Source organism: Kitasatospora viridis (assembly GCF_007829815.1).
Lineage (GTDB): Bacteria > Actinomycetota > Actinomycetes > Streptomycetales > Streptomycetaceae > Kitasatospora > Kitasatospora viridis.
Window position 1 is genome coordinate 718160 of record NZ_VIWT01000001.1, and the last position, 19036, is coordinate 737195.

The window sequence follows — 19036 nt, forward strand, 5'->3', positions numbered from 1 at the left end:
GTTGACCAGCACCACTGCCACCACCGAGTACGCCGGCGACGCGTCGGACACCCACCTCGCCGTCGTCGGACTCGCCTGCCGGTTCCCCGGCGCGACGACGCCGGAGGAGTACTGGGCGAACCTGCTGGCCGGCCGGGACGGCATCCGCCCGTTCACCGCCGAGGAGTTGCGCGAGTGGGGCCACGACCCGGCCGCGCTCGACGACCCGCGCTACGTGCCGATGCACGGGGTGCTGGACGGCGTCGGCGAGTTCGACGCCGAGTTCTTCCAGTTCACCACCCGCGACGCCACCCTGCTCAACCCGCAGCACCGGATCTTCCTGGAGTGCGCCTGGGAGGCGCTGGAACGGGCCGGCTACGACCCGCGCGCCGTGCCCGGAGCGGTGGGCGTCTACGCGGGGGCCGGCCGCAACGGCTACCCGATGCTGGTGCGCGAGCAGGCCGACCGCTTCCCCGGGCTGGACGACCTGGCGCTGGCCATCTCCAACGACCCCGAGCACCTGCCCACCCGGGTCTCCTACAAGCTCGGCCTGACCGGCCCCAGCATCGCCGTGATGACCGCCTGCTCCTCCTCGCTGGTGGCCGTGCACGAGGCCGGCCGGGCGCTGCTGGCGGGCGACTGCGACGTGGCGCTGGCCGGCGGCGTGACGCTGCGGCTGCCCCGCTCGGGCTACCGGCACCTGGCCGGCGGCACGATGTCCCCGGACGGCCGCTGCCGCACCTTCTCCGCGGACGCCAAGGGCATCGTGGGCGGCGACGGCGCGGGCGTGGTGGTGCTCAAGCGGCTGGCCGACGCGCTGGAGGACGGCGACCACGTGCACGCCGTGATCCGCGGCTCGGCCGTGAACAACGACGGGCACGAGCGCGCGGGCTTCACCGCGCCGGGCGTCGGCGGCCAGACCGAGGTGATCCGGCTGGCCCACCTGGCGGCCGAGGCCGAGCCGGCCTCGATCTCCTACGTCGAGGCGCACGGCACCGGCACCCCGGTCGGCGACCCGATCGAGGTCGGCGCGCTGGCCCAGGCCTTCCGCGGCGACGACGGCTCCGGCGAGCCGCTGCCGGCCGGCTCGGTGCTGCTCGGCTCGGTGAAGACCAACATCGGCCACACCGACACCGCCGCCGGCGTGGCCGGGCTGATCAAGGCCGTGCTGGCGCTGGAGCACCGCACCGTGCCGCCGACGCTGAACTTCACCGCGCCCAACCCGGCGATCGACTTCGCCGCCACCCCGTTCACGGTGAACACCGAGGCCCGGGAGTGGACGGCGGCCGCGGGCCCGCGCCGGGCCGGGGTCAGCTCCTTCGGCATCGGCGGCACCAACGCCCACGTGGTGCTCGAAGAGGCGCCGGCCGCACCGGAGTCCGCCACGGACGACGCCAGCCGGCTGCTGGTGCTCTCGGCCCGCACCCCGGCCGCGCTGGCCGCCGCCGCGCGCCGGCTGGCCGAGCACCTGCGCCGCGAGCCCGGGCTGCCGCTCGCGGAGGTGGCCTGGACGCTGCAGACCGGCCGGCACGCCTTCGCGCACCGCCGTCACCTGGTCTGCACCTCCACGGCCGAGGCGGTCGCGGCGCTGGACGCGCTGGACGCGCTCGATGCGCTGGACGCGCCCCAGGAGTCGGCCGAGCCGACGTCCGGGCTCGCCGACGTCCTCGCCCGCCTGGAGACCACCACTGGCGTCGAACACGCGGCGCTGCTGGACGAGTTGGGACGGCACTGGGTGCGCGGCGCCGAGGTCGACTGGGACCGGCTGCTCGGCGACGCGCCCCGGCGCCGGGTGCCGCTGCCGACCTACCCGTTCGAGCGCCGCGACCTGCTGGTCCGGCCCGAGCCGTTCGCGGCCGCCGCGCCCGAGGTCCAGGCGGTCGCGTCCGAGGGCGACGAGCCGATCGGCGGCGTCGAGGAGCGGCTCGCCCTGCTCTTCGGCAAGGTGCTCGGCGAGGCCGAGGGCCTGACCGAGCGCGACTTCTTCGAGCTGGGCGGCGACTCGCTGACGGCCGTTCAGCTGATCTCGCTGATCGAGGACGAGTTCGGCGTGGCCCCGGAGCTGGAGGCCGTCTTCGACTTTCCGACGGTCGGTGAACTCTCCGGCGTGATCAACGAGTTGCTCGACCTGCTGCACACCGGCGACGATCCGGCGGCCACCAAGTGAGCGACACCGCACCCGCCTCCTTCGCGCAGCGCCGGCTCTGGTTCCTGGACCAGTTCACCGGCGGCAACACCGCCTACAACCTGGTCTCCGCGCTGCGCCTGACCGGCCCGCTGGACGTGCCAGCCCTGCACCGCGCGCTGCAGGCCGTGGTGGACCGGCACGACGTCCTGCGCACCACCTTCACGGCGGTGGACGGCGAACCCCGCCAGCGGATCGCCGCCGAGCTGCGGGTCGAGCTGCCGCTGACCGACCTGCGCGGCCTGCCCGCCGAGCAGCGCGCCGCCCGGGCCGCCGCCCTGGTCGAGGCGGACACCATGGACGAGTTCGACCTGGCCACCGGCCCGCTGCTGCGCACCGCGCTCTACCGCCTCGGCGAGCAGGAGCACGTGTTCTCGGTGGTCTGCCACCACGCAATCAACGACGGCTGGTCGATGGGCCGCTTCCACCTGGAGCTGTCCGCGCTCTACCCGGACGCCGGCACCCGGCTCGACCCGCTGCCGATGCAGTTCGCCGAGTACGCCGAGCGCGAGCGGGCCGCACTGGAGGGGCCGCAGGGACGCGCGGCCCTGGCCCGGGTGCGCGAGCGGCTGACCGGCGCGCCCGCCGTGCTGGAGCTGCCGACCACCCACCCGCGCCCGGCCGTGCAGGGCTTCGCCGGCGCCGTCCACGAGCTGCGGCTGGACGCCGAGTTGTGGCAGCGGGTACTGAGCACGGCGCGGGCCAACCGGGCCACCCCGTTCATGACCCTGCTCACCGCGTTCGCCGTGCAGCTCTCCCGGCTCTCCGGCGCCCGGGACCTGGTGATCGGCAGCCCGGCGGCCGGCCGCACCTCCTCGGCGGTGGAGCCGCTGATCGGCATGTTCGTCAACACCCTGCCGCTGCGGCTGGACCTGACCGGCGAGCCCACCTTCGCCGAGCTGCTGCTGCGCACCCGCCGCACCGCGCTGGCCGCCTTCGCCGACCAGGGCGTGCCGCTGGAGCAGGTGGTGACGGAGCTCCAGCTGGACCGCACCCCCAGTCACGACCCGCTCTTCCAGGTGATGTTCGCGCTCCAGCAGCACGCGACCGCACCGGAGTTGCCCGGCATCACGGTGGGCTTCCTGCCGGTCCGGCCGCCGACCGTCTTCACCGACCTGTGGCTGGACATCCGCCCGCACGGGGACGGCGCGCTGGCCGTCTTCCGCTACCGCACCGAGCTCTTCGACGCGCCCACGGTGGCCCGGCTCGCCGAGCAGTACCGCACCCTGCTGGACGCCGCGCTGACCGACCCGCAGCAGCGGGTGGCCGACCTGCCGCTGCTGGACGACCGGCAGACCGAACAGGTGCTGCGCGAGTGGGGCCGCAGCGCGCCGGAGCACCGGTGGGACGTTCCGGTGCACGAGCTGATCGACCGTCAGATCGCGCTGACGCCCGGGCGGACCGCGGTGGCCTTCGAGGGCACCGGGCTGAGCTACCTCGAACTGGCCGAGCGGACCGGGCGGATCGCCGCCCGGCTCGCCGAGCAGGGCGTGCGGCCGGGCTCGCTGGTGGCGCTCTGCCTGCCGCGCGGGCTCGACCTGGTGCCGGCGATCCTGGCCGTGCTCCGCTCGGGCTGCGCCTACCTGCCGCTCTCCCCGGAGGACCCGCCGGAGCGGCTGGCCCGACTGCTCGGGCGCTCCGGCGCCGCCGGGCTGCTCACCACCGCCGAACTGGCCGGTGCGGTTGCCCCGCAGGGCCTGCCGGTGCTCGCCGTGGACACCCTGACCGGCCCGTTCACCCCGGGCGAGCCGGTCCCCGTGAGCCCGGACGACCTGGCCTACGTGATCCACACCTCGGGCTCCACCGGTGAGCCCAAGGCGGTCGGCGTGCCGCACCGCGGCCTGGCCAACCGGGTCCGCACGCTGCAGGACTCGCAGCAGCTGACGCCCGAGGACCGGGTGCTGCAGAAGACCCCCTACACCTTCGACGTCTCGGTGCAGGAGCTGCTCTGGCCGCTCACCCTGGGCGCCACCCTGGTGGTGGCGGCCCCCGGCGGGCACCGGGACCCGGCCTACCTGGTCGAGCTGATCGAGCGCGAGGCGGTCACCACCGTGCACTTCGTGCCGCCGATGCTGGAGGCCTTCCTCGGCGAGCCCGACCTGGAGCGGTGCGGCACGCTGCGGCGGGTGCTGTGCAGCGGGCAGGCGCTGCCCACCCCGCTGGTGGAGCGCTGCCTGAGCCGGCTGCCGGTGCGGCTGACCAACTTCTACGGGCCCACCGAGGCCTCGATCGAGGTCACCGAGTGGGACTGCCGCCCGGGCCCCGGCCGGCAGGCGATGGCGCCGATCGGCCGCCCGATCCCCGGCGCGCAGACCTACGTGCTGGACGCCGAGCTGCGGCCGGTGCCGGTCGGCGTGGCCGGGGAGCTCTACCTCGGCGGCGTGGTGCTGGCCCGGGGCTACCTGGGCCGCCCGGACCTGACCGCCGACCGGTTCGTGCCGCACCCCTTCGGCGGCCCGGGCGACCGGCTCTACCGCACCGGCGACCTGGTCCGCTGGCAGGCCGACGGCACCATCGACTTCCTCGGCCGCAACGACCACCAGCTGAAGCTGCGCGGCTTCCGGATCGAGCCCGGCGAGATCGAGAACGCGCTGCGGGCCCAGCCCGAGGTGCGGGACGCCGTGGTCGCGCTGACCGGCGACGCGCTCACCGGCTACCTGCTGCTCGGCGAGCCCGGCACCGACCCGGCGGTGCTGCGCGAGCGGCTGCGCGACCAGTTGCCCCGGCACATGGTGCCGACCCACCTGATGGTGCTGCCCGCCTTCCCGGTCACCGCGAGCGGCAAGGTGGACCGGGCCGCGCTGCCGCTGCCCACCGCGGCCGCCCTGGTCGACGCCACCGTCGAGCAGGCCGCCGAGCCGGCGGACGAGCTGGAGCGCACCCTGGCCCGGATCTGGGGCGAGGTGCTGGGCGTGACCGGGATCGGGCGGGACGACGACTTCTTCGGGATCGGCGGCGACTCGCTGAAGAGCACCCAGGTGGTGCACCGGGCCCGGGAGGCCGGGCTGACCGTCTCCGTCAGCCTGCTCTTCCACCACCCCACGATCGCCGAACTGGCCGAGCGGCTGCGGCGGGAGACGGCGGCGTGAGCGAGGCCCGCACGGCCGACCGGCCGGTGGGCGCGAACCGGGTGAACGGCCGCTGGCTGCTGCGCTTCCAGCCGCGCCCCGCGGCCCGGGTCCGGCTGCTCTGCCTGCCCGGCGCCGGGGCGGCGGCCGCGATGTACCGGGACTGGGGCACCCGGCTGCCCGCCCGGGTCGAGGTCTGCGCCGTCCAACTGCCCGGCCGCGGCGCCCGGTTGCGCGAGCAGCCGTACACCGAGTTCGAGCCGCTGGTCGACGCGCTGGCCGCGGCGGTGCTGGCCGAGCCGGCGCTGCCGACCGTGCTCTTCGGGCACAGCCTCGGCTCGGTGATCGGCTACGAACTGGCCGACCGGCTGCGGGACTCCGGTCCGCACGCGCCCCTCGCGCTGGTCGCCGCCGGCCACCAGGCGCCCTGGCGGGGCAGCGCCGGACTGCCCTACCACCAGCTACCGGACGAGGAGTTGGCCCAGGTACTGGTGGCGCTCGGCGGCACCCCCGAGGCCGTGCTCGCCAAGCCCGAGCTGCTGCGCCTCGCACTGCCCGCGCTCCGGGCCGACTTCGCGCTCGACTACGGCTACCGGCACCGCCGGCGCCCGGCGCTGGCGATCCCCGTCACCGTCTACGGCGGCCTCGACGACCCCACCGTGGACGAGGCCGGCCTCGCCGCCTGGCACCAGCACACCGGCGCCGGCTTCCGGCTGCGGATGCTGCCCGGCGGCCACTTCTTCCCCGCCGAGCCCGCCGGGGCCGAACTCCTCGCCGAACTCGGCGCGGAGCTCGCCCGGCTGGGCTGACCGGCCCTGCCCCCCAACGAAGCAGAAGGACAGCACATGTTCGAGGACGGCGACGACCGCCAGTACCTCGTGGTCCGCAACCACGAGGAGCAGTACTCCGTCTGGCCGGTGGGCCGCGAGCTCCCGGCGGGCTGGCAGGGCGTCGGGGTGACCGGCGACAAGGCCGCCTGCCTGGCCCAGGTCAAGGAGGTGTGGACCGACCTGCGCCCGCTCTCGCTGCGCCGCGCCCCGCGCTGCCTGCACCAGCTCTTCGGCGAGCAGGCCGCGCTGCGGCCGGACGCGGTGGCGGTGCGGGACGACAAGGAGGAGCTGACATACCGCCAGCTCGACGAGCGCTCCGACCGGCTGGCCTCCGCGCTGCTCCGGGAAGTCGGCGGGGCCGACTCCCAGGGCGGTGACAGCGTCGGTGACCGCGTCGGTGACCGGGTCGGTTCCCGGGTGGGTCTGCACCTGCGGCGCGGGAACGCCGTGCTGGTGGCCGTGCTGGCCGTGCTGAAGGCCGGGCTCGCCTACGTGCCGCTGGACCCGGCCTACCCGGCCGAGCGGGTGCGGTACATGGCCGAGGACGCCGCCGTGGACCTGGTGCTGACCGACGCAGACAGCGCCGCGGCCGCGCCCGAGGGCCGGCGCACCCTGGTGCTCGACCCCGAGCTGTGGGCCGCCGACGCCCCGGCGATCACCGAGGTCGCCACCGACCCGGACGCCCCCGCCTACGTGATCTACACCTCCGGCTCCAGCGGCACCCCCAAGGGCGTCGAGGTCTCGCACCGCAACGTCACGGCGCTGCTGCGGGCCTGCGAGCCGCTGGTGCAGGCCGGTCCGCAGGACGTCTGGACGCTGTTCCACTCCTACTGCTTCGACTTCTCGGTCTGGGAGATCTGGGGCGCCCTCGCCCACGGCGGCACCCTGCTGGTGGTCTCCGCCGAGGCGGCACGCTCGCCGGAGGCGCTGCTCGCGCTGCTGCGCACCGAGCGGGTCACCGTGCTCAACCAGGTGCCCTCGGTCTTCCGCCACCTCTCCCGCACCGCCACCCTGCCCGGCACCGCGCCGCTGCCCGACCTGCGGTACGTGATCTTCGGCGGCGAGGCGGTGGACGTCGACGCCGTCCGCGAGTGGCGCCAGGCGCTGGGCACCGGAACCGAGTTCATCAACATGTACGGCATCACCGAGACCACCGTCTTCGCCACCGGCCGCCGCCTGCTGCCCGCCGAGATCGACGTGCCGCCGGGCACCGCGCTGCCCGAGGGCGCCGCCGATCCGGGGCTCGACATCGGCTCCGCGCTGGACGGCTTCGAGCTCGCGGTGCTGACCGCCGACGGCAGCCCGGCCGCCGTCGGCGAGCTGGGCGAGATCCACCTGGCCGGGCCGCAGTTGGCGATCGGCTACCTGGGCCGGCCCGAACTCACCGCCGAGCGCTACCCCGTGCTCACCCTGCCCGGCCGCCCGCCGCGCCGCTACTACCGCAGCGGCGACCTGGCGCTGGTGCGCCCCGACGGCGTGCTGGAGTACGCGGGCCGCGCCGACGACCAGGTGAAGATCAACGGCTACCGGATCGAGATCGGCGAGGTCGAGACGGTGCTGCGGGCCGCGCCCGGGGTCGGCGACCTCGTGGTGGTACCGGTCACCAGCCAGGTCGGCGAGAAGATGCTCGCGGCCTTCTTCACCGCCCAGGAGCCGGGCGCCGCCCAGCAGTTGGCCGCGCACGCCCGAGCGGCGCTGCCCGGCTTCATGGTGCCCGGCCGGTTCGTCGAGGTGCCGGAGCTGCCGCTGAGCCCGTCCGGGAAGACCGACAAGCGGGCGTTGACCGACCTGCTGTCCGCCAAGCGCTGATCCGATGCCAGGAGAACGATCTCTGATGGACACCATCGCCCTGAACACCGCACTACCCCTCTCGGTCACCCAGGAGGCGATGTGGGTGACCTGGCAGTTCGACCCCGCCAAGTGGGAGCACGTGGTCCCGATCGCCCTGGAGGTCGAGGGCGAGCTCGAACTGCCGCGCCTGCGGGCCGCCGTGGCGCAGCTGTTGGAGCGCCACCCGGCCCTGCTGGGCCGGGTGGTCCGGCGGGACGAGGACGTGTACCTGGACTGGTCCGGCACGTCGCCGCAGTCCGTCCCGGTCATCGAGCGCACGCTGCGCTGCTCCCGGGAGGAGGCGCTGGCCGCCGCCCGGGTGCCGTTCGACCTGGCGGCCGGCCCGCTCGCGCGGTTCGAGGTGCTCAGCGGCCCGGACTGGACGCTGCTGCTGATCACCGTGCACCACATCACCATCGACGGCGCCTCGACGCCGGTGCTGCTGGACGACCTGCGCCGGGCCTACGCGGGCGAGCAACTGCCGCCCGCCGAAACGCTGGTGCCGCTCGCCGAGCACGCCCGCCGCTCCCGGGCCGCCGCCGACGGCGCGTCGGGCGAGCCGCTGCGGGCCTACTGGCGGGAGGCATTGGGCGCGCTGCCGGCGGCCCGGCCGCTGCCGACCGGTACCGACCGGGCCGACGCACCGCTGGGCCTGGCCGTGGACGCCGAGCTGACCGGCCGGTTGCGCGAGCTGGCCCGGGCGAACCGGGCCACCTACTTCATCGTGACGCTCGGCGCGCTCTTCGTCGCGCTGCACCACCACACCGGCAGCGCCGACCTGGTCGTCTCGGCGCCCTACCACGGCCGGGACGCCCCCGAGTTGAAGCACCGGGTCGGCTTCTTCGTGAACGTGCTGCCGTTCCGTCAGCGGATCCGGCCGACGGACCGCTACACCGACCTGCTGCGCGAGCTGCGGACCACGGTGCGGGACGGCCTGCGGCAGGGCGCGCTGCCGCTGCCCTCGATCCTGCGCAGCGCCGGCCTGCTCGGGCCGGACGGGCGGCAGCAGACCCACCAGGTCGTCTTCGAGTACTGGGACTCCCGGGTCGACGGCGGACTGGACGTCTTCGACTTCAAGATGACCGGCGAGCACGGCACCTGCTCGATGCGGATGCACGACGCGATGGACGTGCCGGACTACCGCCTCACCGTGATGCTCAACGAGCGCAGTGACGGCAACCGGATGCTCTGGAAGGACGCGGACGGCACGGTCGGCGAGGCGCGGACGGCCGCGCTGGCCCGGGACTACCTGAGCGTGCTGGCCGACATGGTCGCCGCGCCCGAGCGCACGCTCGCGGAAGCGGTGGCACTGCTGCCGAAGGTGGCCGTCCGGCAGAAGGCGGCGGCCAGGGTCGCGCTCCCCGGCCTGCCCGCCGCCTCGCCGGAGACGCTGGCGGCGGTCGCCGCGGTCTGGACCGAGGTGCTGCGCGTGCCGGACCTGGCGCCCGAGGACACGTTCTTCGGGATCGGCGGGCACTCGCTGCTCGCGCCCCCGCTGCTCGCCCGGCTCAAGGAGCGGCTGGGGGTGAAGCTGACGGTGCGCAACCTGTTCGAGCGCCCGAGCCTCGGCGAGGTGGCGTCGATGGTGGACGACGCGCGGCGCCGCGCGGCACAGGCGAGCCCGGTTCCGCGGTCCGAGCAGGGCGACGGCGCGGGAGTCACGGCGGGCGACACCTTCCCGGCCAGCCGGTTCCAGGAGGCCATCTGGCTCGCCGAGCGCCTCGACCCGGCGCACGCGCGCTACCACATCCCGCTCTCCTGGCGGGTGCGCGGCGCCGTCGACCCGGCCCGGCTGCGGGCCGCGCTGGCCCGCCTCACCGAGCGGCACGAGATCCTGCGCACCCGGTTCGTCGACCGGGACGGCCGGCTGGTCCAGGAGATCGGGGCGCCCTGGCAGCCGGAGCCGGCCACGTTCAACGGCGGGCCCGCGCAGTGGTTCGAGCAGGCCGCGGCCGACTTCCGCCCGGCCGACGGCCGACTGATCGCGGCGGCGCTCGGCACCGGGGCGGACGGCGAGCAGGTCCTCGCGCTCTGCGTCCACCACCTGGTGCTCGACGGCGAGTCGGTGCCGCTGCTGCTGCGCGAGCTGGACCGCTGCTACCGGGCCGAGCAGCTGCCGCCGGCCCCGCAGTACCGCGAGCTGGTGCAGTCCCAGCAGTCTGGCGCCGGACGGGAGTTGGCCGCCGCCGACGTGGAGCACCGGGCCGCCGCGCTGGCCGGTGCGCCGAGCACGGTGGGGCCCGAGCGCCTCACCCCTGGCGCGCCGTCCGGCACGGTCGCGCTGCCGCTCGCCGCCGACCTCGCCGAGCGCCTGCGCGACGCCCAGGTCTCGCAGTTCACCATCCTGGCGACCGCGCTGGCCGCCACCCTGCACCGCTGGTCAGGGCAGAGCGACTTGACCTTCGGCGTCCCGCTCGCCGACCGGGCGGGCGGCGACTTCGCCGAGGTGCTCGGGCCCTGCCTCAACACCGTGGTGCTCCGCTCGCAGTGCGCCCCCGGCACGACCGTCGGCGAGCTGCTGCGGGAGACCCGGGAGCGGGTGCTCGACGCCTTCGACCACCGCAGCGCGCCCTTCGACGAGTTGGTGCGCCGGTTGCGCCCGGCCCGCACCGCGGGCCGCACGCCCTACCTGGACTGCCTGCTCAACAGCGTCGGCACCACGGGCTGGTCGACCGCGCTCGGCGACGCGGACCTCGTCTCGCTCGACCACGAGCTGCGGGACGAGGGCGCCAACAAGTTCGGCCTGACCGTGACCTTCGGGAGCCACGGCGAGCGCCTGCTCGGCACCCTCGCCTACCGGGGCGGCTACCTGGAGCCCGGCGCCGCCGCCTTGGCCGAGGACCTGGCCCGCCTGCTCAACCACTTCCACGACCTGGGCGACGAGCCGGTGTTCGGCCACCGTGCGCCCGAGGAGAGCTGATGACGACGCTCCGTCCGTTCCGCTTCGGCGTCAACCTGGTTCCGACGCCCGGAGTTTCGTCCTGGCGCGAAACCTGCCGCACCGCCGAGCAGTCGGGCTACGACGTGATCGCCGTGCCCGACCACCTGGGCGTGCACTCGCCGTTCATCGCGATGATGGCCGCGGCCGCCGTCACCGAACGCGTCCAGCTGACCACCTTCGTGCTCAACTCCGCCTTCTGGAACCCCGTCCTGCTCGCCCGCGACCTGCTCACCGCCCACGAGCTCACCGGCGGCCGGGTCGAGGCCGGCCTCGGCACCGGCTACGTGCGCGCCGAGTTCGAGACCGCCGGCCTCGACTGGGGCACCGCCGGCACCCGGGTCACCCGCCTCGCCGACACCCTCGCCGCGCTGCGCACCCTCGCCGTCCCCACCCCGCTGATGGTCGGCGGCAACGGCGACCGGGTGCTCGGACTCGCCGCCGAGCACGCGGACACCGTCTCCTTCAGCGGCGCCACCCTGACCCCCGGCTCCGCCCGCGGCACGCTGCGCATGATCACGGCGGAGGCGATGGACGAGCGGGTCGCCTTCTTCGCCGAGCGAGCCGGCGAACGCGACAGCCAGGTCGAGCGCAACACCCTCGTCCAGTCCGTCATCGCCACCGACGACCGCGCGGCGACCGCGAAGGCCATGCGCAGCCGCATGCCCTACCTGACGGCCGAACAGATCCTTCAGCTGCCCACGCTCCTGATCGGCACGCCGGCGCAGATGGCCGAGACGCTGCTGGAGCGGCGCGAGCGGTTCGGCTTCTCGTACGTGTGCGTGCAGGAGCGGTACCTGGCGGCGTTCGCCCCGGTGATCGGGCTGCTGGGGTCGGCGCGCGGCTGAGGCGCCGTCAGAGCGGGCTCAGGGCGGGCTCATGCGCCGGGGTGGTCCGGGAGGGCGAGCCAGCTCGCCCAGGAGATCTCCCGGCCGATGAGGCGCGGCCGCTCGAACGGCCAGTCGGCGGCGATCCACTGCGGCACCAGGGCGTCCAGGGCCTGCTCGACCTCGCCGCCGACCAGCTCGTCCACCACCCACCAGGAGACCTCGCCGTCCGCGCCGGCCTTCTCCGGCGGGTCGATGTAGACGCAGCCGAGCAGGGCCGTCTCGGCCGCGTCGAACAGCGCGTAGTTGAAGGACTGGTGCGCGGCGATCTCCCGCTCGTGCCGCAACAGGTCGGCCTGGTCGGCCTGGTAGCTCATGGTGGCGGCGGGCCAGCCCCAGGCCGGGCCGAAGATGCTCCACAGCCGCTCGCGCGAGCCCATCACCGCCGGGTAGTCGAGCGGGGTGTCCGCCTCCCGGATCGGCCGCAGGTGGTGGCGCCCGCCCGGCAGCGGTACCAGGACGGGGTGGACGAAGTCGTCGGGTAGCCAGCTCATGGCGCCCGACCGTAGCACCGTGCGGGCGCCCGGTCCCCTGGGTTTCCCCGCGCGGTGCCTGCCGGGGTCACGGTGCGGTGCCTGCCGGGGTCACGCTCCCCCACCGGTGGAGATCTGGGCCGCGCGCTTCAGTGCGGCCTGGTAGCCGTCCTTGAGCTTCTGCAGCGTGCCGGTCTTGGCCGCGATGTCGTGGTTCTCCATGGCGGACTCCACCGCGTACCAGACACCGACCACGTTGTTGCGGGTCTTGCAGTCGAGGTCGGCGGTCGCCGTGTCGATCTCCGTCTTGGTGGGTGCGTCGGTCGCCCAGGCAGGGTCGTTGATCGCGTTCACCGGCGTCGCGTAGGTGTAGCCCTTGCTCTTCATGCAGGCCGACCAGGCGGCGAACACGGCCGTCACCTGAGGGTCGGTCAGGGAGCGCTGGAAGTCGCCCAGGTTGATCTGGTCGGCCAGTTCCGCCGCCGCGCGGTCCGGTGCCGGGTTCACCTTGGCGGTGGCCTCGCCGTTGCATCCGCCCTGGGGAACCGGCTGCCCGTTCACGCTCTGCGCCGGAGCGGGCGCGGGCGCGGCGCTGGGCCCGGGTCCGGGCGTGGGAGGGGCGCCGAGGAGCACGTGGCGCTCCTGGTCGGTCAGCGTGGGCCCCGCCGACTTGGTCACGTTGAAGGTCTGCGGGGAGTGGTAGCCGAGGGAGGCCACCACGGAGGCGTCGGTGCTGCCGTAGCGGCGCGCCAGCTGGGTGACCGGGCTGTTGGGATCCACCGGCTTGGGGTGGTAGTCGAAGCCGAAGCGCGCCATGCAGCTGGTTTCGAGGATGCCCACGGCGTTGTCGATCACCGCCGTCTGCTGCCCGTTGAGCAGGTAGGCCTCGATCGGCAGCGTCCGGTCGGCCACGGCGGCGATGGTGGGTGTGGCGGTGACCTTGACCGGCCCGGTACCCACGCCCTTGGGGCCGGCGCCGGAGCAGGCGGTCAGCAGGAGGACGGTGGCGGCGGCGATCGGGGCGGCGGCGAGGGCGGTGCGCATGCGGGCGGTTCCTGTCTTCGGGCGGTGGCTGAACGGCTGCGCGGCCCTGCTCCGTCGTACCGGAGCAGAGCCGCACCAGGATTCCGGTCTCAGCAGGGCACGGAGGTCCAGGACTGCGACGCGTTGTTGTTCTTCAGCGTGGCGTTGAGGTTCGCCCAGTCGTTGTCGCCGATGGTCTGCATCGCACCGGCCTGGTTCGAGTTGAACCAGATGTGCAGGTCGAAGCAGGAGGTCGAGTTGTAGACCGACGCCGCGTTGTTCTTGACGTACTGGCCGGCGCCGTTGGTGCCGCCGTAGTAGGCCTTGAAGGTGTAGGTCGTGCCGTAGTTGTTGGCGTTCGGGTCGGCGTCGCGCGCACCGCCCAGGTTCGAGTTGTAGTACAGACAGGCGTCGCCGCCGCCACCGTCGGTGTCGTTGCAGTTGGCCGTGTTGTCGGTGATGTCGGCCGCGAAGGCCGCGCCGGAGCTGAGGCTGACGGCGATGGCCGCGGCGGCGGCGACGAGGCCGGTCTTGGAGAAGAAGGACACGCTGGAACTCCTTGCAGGGGAAGCGCTTTGAGGCCCGTTCCGAGAAAGGGAAACCAGTTCGCCCATGGGGCGACGGTGGGCCGCGGTGATCTTGCACGCCGCCGAGTTGGCTAGTCAAGATCGTTTCACCAAAGCGATCAGCGCTTGTTTCCACGCAGTCTCCGCCACCCATTTCCCGTGAACAGTCACCGAATTCGCAGACGCCGGGTCGGCGGGCGGGGCCTCGAAGTGATCGCAAATATCGGGCAAACACCAGCGGGCTGACCGGGCTCCGTTCTGCGAGTTGGAGGATCCATGCAGATGTGGGCCTGGTGCTCTCATGCACCAGGCCATCCCCTTCACACATCAGGGCATCCACACATCCACCCGGCGACCGACCGCAGATGAGTGGGTTTCGTGCCCGAACTGCAGAGCGCTACACGACCTCGCCGCTGCCGTTGACCGACTCCGCCGCCGTGCACGAGGCGATCGCGGGCAGGGCCGGGCTCGTCGGGGCGGGCTGGTAGATCAGGTCCAGCACGGTGGCCGGCAGAGAGGCGGGGACGTCGGCGCGGCCGAGCATGATCTCCAGGTAGCAGCCGTTGTCGTGCCGCGAGGCGGTGGCCAGGGCGGCGTCGAGCTCGCCGACGGTGCAGACCCTGGCGGTGTACCAGCCGGTGCAGCCGAGGGCAGCCGGGAGAGCGCTGTAGTTCCACGGGGCGAGGGCGTCGAAGTCGTGGCCCTGGACGGCGGAGAGCACCTCCTCGATGCCGTACGTCCCGTTGTTGAGCACGATGATCACCGGCTTGGCGCCGTAACGGCCCATCGCGCCGAGCTCGTTGGCGGTGAGCTGGTGGGAGCCGTCGCCGGTGACCAACACGGTGCGGCGGGTCGGCGCGGCCATGGCGGTGCCGAAGGCGGCGGGGGTGGCCCAGCCGATCGAGCCCCACAGCGTCTGGTTGTGGAAGACCGCGCCGTCGGGCAGCGGGATGACCGGCAGGTGGCTCATGCACAGGCCGGTCTCGGCGACCACGATGTCGTCCTTGCGGAAGAACCGCGCGAGTCGCGGGTAGAGCGTGGCCGAGGAGACCTGGTCGGCGGCGTTCCCGGTGAGCGGGGCGGGGGTTCGGGCAGGGATCCCCGGCGTCCCGGTCCTGGGCAGCTTCGCGGTCAACCGGTCCAGCACGTCGCCGAGTTGGACCGAGGCGAAGGTGCTGCTGCCCACCTGCACGTAGTCGGGCCAGACGGTGACCATCCGGTCCGGGTCGATCCCGTCGCTCCACATACCGGTGTTGACGTCGACGAACGCCACTCCCCCGAGGTTGAGCACCAGTTCGGCCCCCTCGACCGCCGCCTGCACGCCCGGGTTCGACGTCACCCCGGAGTAGGTCCCGAGGAAGTGCGGGTCGGTCTCGGAGATCACGGCCTTGTCCATCGGCGTGGTGGCGTAGGCCAGCCCGGTAGCGTCCAGGAACTGCGTCAGCTGCCGCTGGAGGTTGAAGCGGCCGATGGTGTAGGCGGGCAGCACGACCGTCGACTTCGCCGCCGCCACCCGGTGCGCGATGGCCGCGACGGCGGCGTCCAGCGACGCCGGATCGCTGGGCGTGCGCGCCACCTTGGCCACCGGCGTGCCGGCGACGGGCGTGCCGATGACCGGGAGCGAACCGTAGTCGTGCGCCATCGTGAGGTAGGCGGGCCGACGCTGCGTCAGGGCCTCGGCGATCACCCGCTCCAGCTCGGCGATGACGTTCTGCGGGGTGAGGTCGGCCGCCACGCAGGCCGAGGACTCCGAGAGCTTCTGGAACTGGCGGAACACGCCGTCGCCCAGCGAGTGGTGGGTGACGGCGTGGGCGCGCTGCAGTCGGCTGCTCGGCTGGCCGACCAGGTGGAAGACCGGCAGCCGCTCGGCATACGAGCCCATGACGCCGTTGAGCGCGCTCAACTCGCCCACGGCATAGGTGGTGCACAGCATCGCCGCGCCCCGGACCCGGGCGTAGCCGTCGGCCGCGTAGGCGGCGTTCAGCTCGTTGGCCGAACCGACCCAGGTGACCTGCTTGTTGGCCTCGATGGCCTGGTCGAAGGCGAACGCGAAGTCGCCCGGCACACCGAAGACGTGCTCGATGCCGAGCGCGGCCAGCCGCTGCACCACGTACTGCGCGACGGTCGGCCGGCCGGGCGCGGCGGACGTCGATGCTGCCGACGCCGGGGTGGTGGTCGTGACCAGGGAGGCCGTGGTCACGCCGCCGACCAGCGCTCCGGCGCGCAGCAGTGTGCGCCGATCGAGAGCGCCACTGCTGCTGCCGTTGTCTTGAATACCTGTCACAGGTCCTCCTGGGCGAGAGCACGAGAGGCGGAGACCGACAGTGCGGTCCGCGAGTCTCGTGTTGTATCGGTGCTCTCGCCCACTCGGATGAGCCCGTTCACACCTTCAGGGCGTGTCGCGGGCTCTCCCTGCCGTGATGACTCTGAGGGATCGTCAGGTGTAGCAGTAGTCCAGGGTGCTCGGGGTGATGTCGGTGTTGCCCGAACTCCAGCGCAGGTTCGAGTTGATGTCGTAGAAGTCCAGCGAGCCCGTGGCGTCGAGGTCGGCGAAGCCCCCGGGAGACGGCTTGAGCGCGCCGAGGGTGCAGACCACGCCGTTGCCGGAGTTCAGCAGCTTGGCGTAGCCGGACTGCGACCAGTCGAGGTGGGTGACGCCCTTCCCGTTGGTGCCGCTCGCCCACATCGGGGTGCCGTAGTAGTTGTAGATCACCAGGTTGCCGTCGGTCTGCAGGAGGAGCTCGACGTTCTCCCCGGACTCCTCCGTGATGCTGACCATGTAGTCGCCCGGGTACCAGTCCGCCTGGGCGAGCGTGAACCGGACCTGGTTGCCGTAGTCCGCCGCCGAGGCGCCGGATCCGGTCAGGACGACCAGGGCGGTGGCGGCGGTGAGGACGGCGGCGGTGTGCGTGAGGGCCTTGCGGAGCCGGGCACGGTGCATCTGATTCCCCCTCTGCGATGGGTGATCGAGGCGCGCGCCACCCGGATCCGGCCGTGCCACGGCCCCGGCCGGGGTGTGGGGCCCTTGCCGGAATCAACAGGTCCGCATGGCGCGCTGCGATGATATTCAGACGCGCTGAGGGACCGATAGGGGTCGTACGGAGGTTCCGATCTCCGTTTTGGCCAATGGACTTGAGTCTCCAGCGAGGGGAGACACGATGGTTGGGGACATGGACGGCGACACGCTCTTCTCGATCGGCGACCTGGCCCGGCGGACCGGGCTGACGGTCAAGACCATCCGGTTCTACTCCGACACCGGGATCGTGCCGCCCACGGACCGCAGCCCCGCCGGCTACCGGCGCTACGACCTCACCGCACTCGCACGGCTCGACCTGGTCCGCACCCTGCGTGAGCTGGGCATCGAACTCGCCGAGATCCGGCGGGTGTTGAACCACGAGGTCACAGTTCCCGAGATCGCGGCCGCACACGCCGACGCGCTGGAGGCGCAGATCCGCACCCTCCGGTTGCGCCGGGCCGTGTTGCGTGCGGTGGCCAAGCGGGGCTCCAGCACGGAAGAAGTGGATCTCATGCACAAGCTCGCCAAGCTCTCCGACGCCGAACGCCGGCGCCTCATCCACGAGTTCATCGACGAGACGTTCGGTGGACTGGACGCCAACCCCGAGCTCCTGGAGCTGATGCGCTCCGCCATGCCGGAACTGCCCGACGACCCCGAGCCGGACCAGGTGGACGCCTGGGTCGAACTCGCCGAACTCGTCCAGGACCCCGACTTCCGGGCCGCCATCCGCCGGATGGCGCAGTACCAGGCCGACGAGCGCGCCCAGGGCGACACCACCGGGCTGCACGCCGAACTCACCGAAGCGGTAAGGGAATCCGTCGGCAGCGCACTGGCGGCCGGCATCACCCCGGAGTCCGCCGACGCGGGCCCGATCCTCGACGGGCTCACCGCCCGCTACGCCGAGACCTTCGGCCGCCCCGACGACGCCGACCTGCGCCGCTGGCTGCTGAACCGCCTGGAGGTGGCCGGCGATCCGCGCGCGGAGCGCTACTGGCGCCTGCTGGCCGTCATCAACGGCTGGCCCGCGATGCCGAACCTGGCCCCCGTCTTCACCTGGTTCGCGACCGCCCTGCGGGCCCGGGCGAGTTGACGGCCTCCTCCTCGCCGGGCCAGGCCAGCCGGAGGGTGGTGACGACACCGAGGAGGACACCGGCGAGGAGGAGCGCAAGGGTGTAGACGAAGGCGAGGGCGATCATCGGCGGACTCCGAGCAGGCGGTGGCCGAGGTGGTTGGCGAGGTCGTGGAGGAGGTCCTCGGCCTGGCGGTGGGTGAGGGCGAGGGCGAGGTGGTCGCCCGGGGCGGCGTTGATGTCGAGGTCGACGGCGGCGCGGAGTTGGAGGGCGGCGTCGGGGACGGTCTCGACGTCGAGGTGGGCGACGGTGGTGCGCTCGGTGTGCGGGGTCAGCAGTTGGATCAGGACGCCCATCGGTCGGCCTCCTTGAGGAGGGCGAGGAGGTTGATGAGCGTCGAGACCGGCGCGTTGCCGAAGTTGACGAGGGCGTGGCCGTTGACGGTGCCGTTGGTGCGGGCGGACCCCCAGAGCAGGCCGAACTTGGCTCCCTGGTCCTGGAGTTCGCGGATCAGGTCGGTGAGTTGGGCGTCGGTGTGGGTGAGGGTGGTGGGGTCGTCGGGCGCGATGGGGGTGTTCATGCGGCGAAGTCCTGTTCGAACCAGACGGCTTTCCCGCCGTGCTTGCGCGGGGCGGTGCCGAAGCGGTGGGTGAGGGAGCGGACGAGGTGGAGTCCGCGTCCGGAGAGCTCGTAGGGGTCGGCGGAGCACGCGGTGCGCTGGTCGGGCAGGTGGGGGCTGTCGTCGGCGACGGAGACCCGGAGCGTGCGGTCGAGGAGCACGACGACCACGGTGGGCGCGGGGCTGCCGCCGTGCTTCCAGGCGTTGACGAAGAGCTCGTGCAGGGCGAGTTCGGCGTCGCAGATGAGGTCGGCGGGCCACCCGACGCAGGTGAGGGCCTCGCGCAGCTCCTCGCGGGCGGTGGACCAGTCGGGCGGGGGTTCGGGCAGGCTGAAGGTACGCATGGCGGAACTCCATGGGGATGGAACGTGTGTGGTGAGGTCGTGCGATCGGCGGATGCGTCGCCGTGAGCCAGGCCAGGCGCGTGTGGCTGCTCTGCGGAGCGAAGAGGGCAGCAGGCGCCTACTGCCCTGGTGACAGGCGTTACTGACGATCCGTCGGATCGACCTGAGAACGACGATAGCACAGGTTCACCTATAGGTTTAGGCGAAT

Annotated in this window: 15 protein-coding genes; 7 read left to right on the top strand and 8 right to left on the bottom strand. The window is 73.2% G+C overall.

Features of this window, described 5'->3' with window-relative positions; translation table 11 throughout:
• Position 1 precedes the first annotated feature (1 nt).
• The 6 genes from FHX73_RS03315 to FHX73_RS03340 are packed head-to-tail and all read left to right on the top strand — an operon-like array spanning position 2 to position 11678.
• On the top strand, positions 2–2146 hold the full coding sequence (locus tag FHX73_RS03315) for a beta-ketoacyl synthase N-terminal-like domain-containing protein (protein ID WP_145903187.1): 2145 nt from the start codon (positions 2–4) through the stop codon (positions 2144–2146).
• A complete protein-coding gene (locus FHX73_RS03320) occupies positions 2143–5253 on the top strand; it encodes a non-ribosomal peptide synthetase (RefSeq protein WP_145903188.1) in 3111 nt (1036 codons plus the stop codon). Before FHX73_RS03315 ends, FHX73_RS03320 begins: the two co-directional genes overlap by 4 nt.
• Entirely contained in the window at positions 5250–6041 is a 792-nt protein-coding gene (locus FHX73_RS03325; protein WP_246213328.1) for a thioesterase II family protein, read from the top strand. The genes FHX73_RS03320 and FHX73_RS03325 overlap by 4 nt, the downstream gene beginning before the upstream one ends.
• A gap of 36 nt (positions 6042–6077) precedes the next feature.
• Complete coding sequence (locus FHX73_RS03330) at positions 6078–7871, top strand: amino acid adenylation domain-containing protein (protein ID WP_145903189.1); 1794 nt, start codon at positions 6078–6080, stop codon at positions 7869–7871.
• A 25-nt stretch (positions 7872–7896) separates the two neighbouring features.
• Positions 7897–10812, top strand: a complete 2916-nt coding sequence (locus tag FHX73_RS03335) for a condensation domain-containing protein (protein ID WP_170304821.1) — start codon at positions 7897–7899, stop codon at positions 10810–10812.
• Positions 10812–11678 carry a TIGR03621 family F420-dependent LLM class oxidoreductase gene (locus FHX73_RS03340; RefSeq protein ID WP_145903191.1) on the top strand — a complete coding sequence of 289 codons (867 nt, stop codon included), beginning with the start codon at positions 10812–10814 and terminating at the stop codon, positions 11676–11678. Before FHX73_RS03335 ends, FHX73_RS03340 begins: the two co-directional genes overlap by 1 nt.
• A 29-nt stretch (positions 11679–11707) precedes the next feature.
• On the opposite strand, the gene FHX73_RS03345 is transcribed toward FHX73_RS03340, so the two are convergent.
• From FHX73_RS03345 to FHX73_RS03365, 5 genes are all read right to left on the bottom strand, one after another.
• Positions 11708–12211: a GNAT family N-acetyltransferase gene (locus tag FHX73_RS03345; RefSeq protein WP_145903192.1), complete on the bottom strand. Its 504-nt coding sequence runs from the start codon at positions 12209–12211 to the stop codon at positions 11708–11710.
• A gap of 90 nt (positions 12212–12301) precedes the next feature.
• Positions 12302–13234 (bottom strand): hypothetical protein, encoded by a 933-nt coding sequence (locus tag FHX73_RS03350; protein ID WP_145903193.1) that lies wholly within the window; start codon positions 13232–13234, stop codon positions 12302–12304.
• 89 nt (positions 13235–13323) lie between these two features.
• Complete coding sequence (locus FHX73_RS03355; protein WP_145903194.1) at positions 13324–13761, bottom strand: hypothetical protein; 438 nt, start codon at positions 13759–13761, stop codon at positions 13324–13326.
• A gap of 415 nt (positions 13762–14176) precedes the next feature.
• A complete protein-coding gene (locus FHX73_RS03360) occupies positions 14177–16063 on the bottom strand; it encodes an alpha-keto acid decarboxylase family protein (protein ID WP_211786125.1) in 1887 nt (628 codons plus the stop codon).
• 153 nt (positions 16064–16216) lie between these two features.
• Positions 16217–16720 carry a hypothetical protein gene (locus tag FHX73_RS03365; protein WP_145903195.1) on the bottom strand — a complete coding sequence of 168 codons (504 nt, stop codon included), beginning with the start codon at positions 16718–16720 and terminating at the stop codon, positions 16217–16219.
• A 229-nt stretch (positions 16721–16949) separates the two neighbouring features.
• On the opposite strand from FHX73_RS03365, the gene FHX73_RS03370 reads away from it, so the two are divergent.
• Complete coding sequence (locus FHX73_RS03370) at positions 16950–17885, top strand: MerR family transcriptional regulator (protein ID WP_145903196.1); 936 nt, start codon at positions 16950–16952, stop codon at positions 17883–17885.
• Positions 17886–17987: 102 nt separating this feature from the next.
• Here the strand turns inward: FHX73_RS03370 and FHX73_RS03375 are convergent, their stop codons facing one another.
• From FHX73_RS03375 to FHX73_RS03385, 3 genes are read right to left on the bottom strand one after another with little or no spacing between them, the layout of a single operon-like run.
• Positions 17988–18221: a hypothetical protein gene (locus FHX73_RS03375; RefSeq protein ID WP_145903197.1), complete on the bottom strand. Its 234-nt coding sequence runs from the start codon at positions 18219–18221 to the stop codon at positions 17988–17990.
• A complete protein-coding gene (locus FHX73_RS03380) occupies positions 18209–18445 on the bottom strand; it encodes a hypothetical protein (protein ID WP_145903198.1) in 237 nt (78 codons plus the stop codon). The genes FHX73_RS03375 and FHX73_RS03380 overlap by 13 nt, the downstream gene beginning before the upstream one ends.
• Positions 18442–18828: an ATP-binding protein gene (locus FHX73_RS03385; protein WP_145903199.1), complete on the bottom strand. Its 387-nt coding sequence runs from the start codon at positions 18826–18828 to the stop codon at positions 18442–18444. Before FHX73_RS03385 ends, FHX73_RS03380 begins: the two co-directional genes overlap by 4 nt.
• Between the last annotated feature and the right edge of the window lie 208 nt (positions 18829–19036).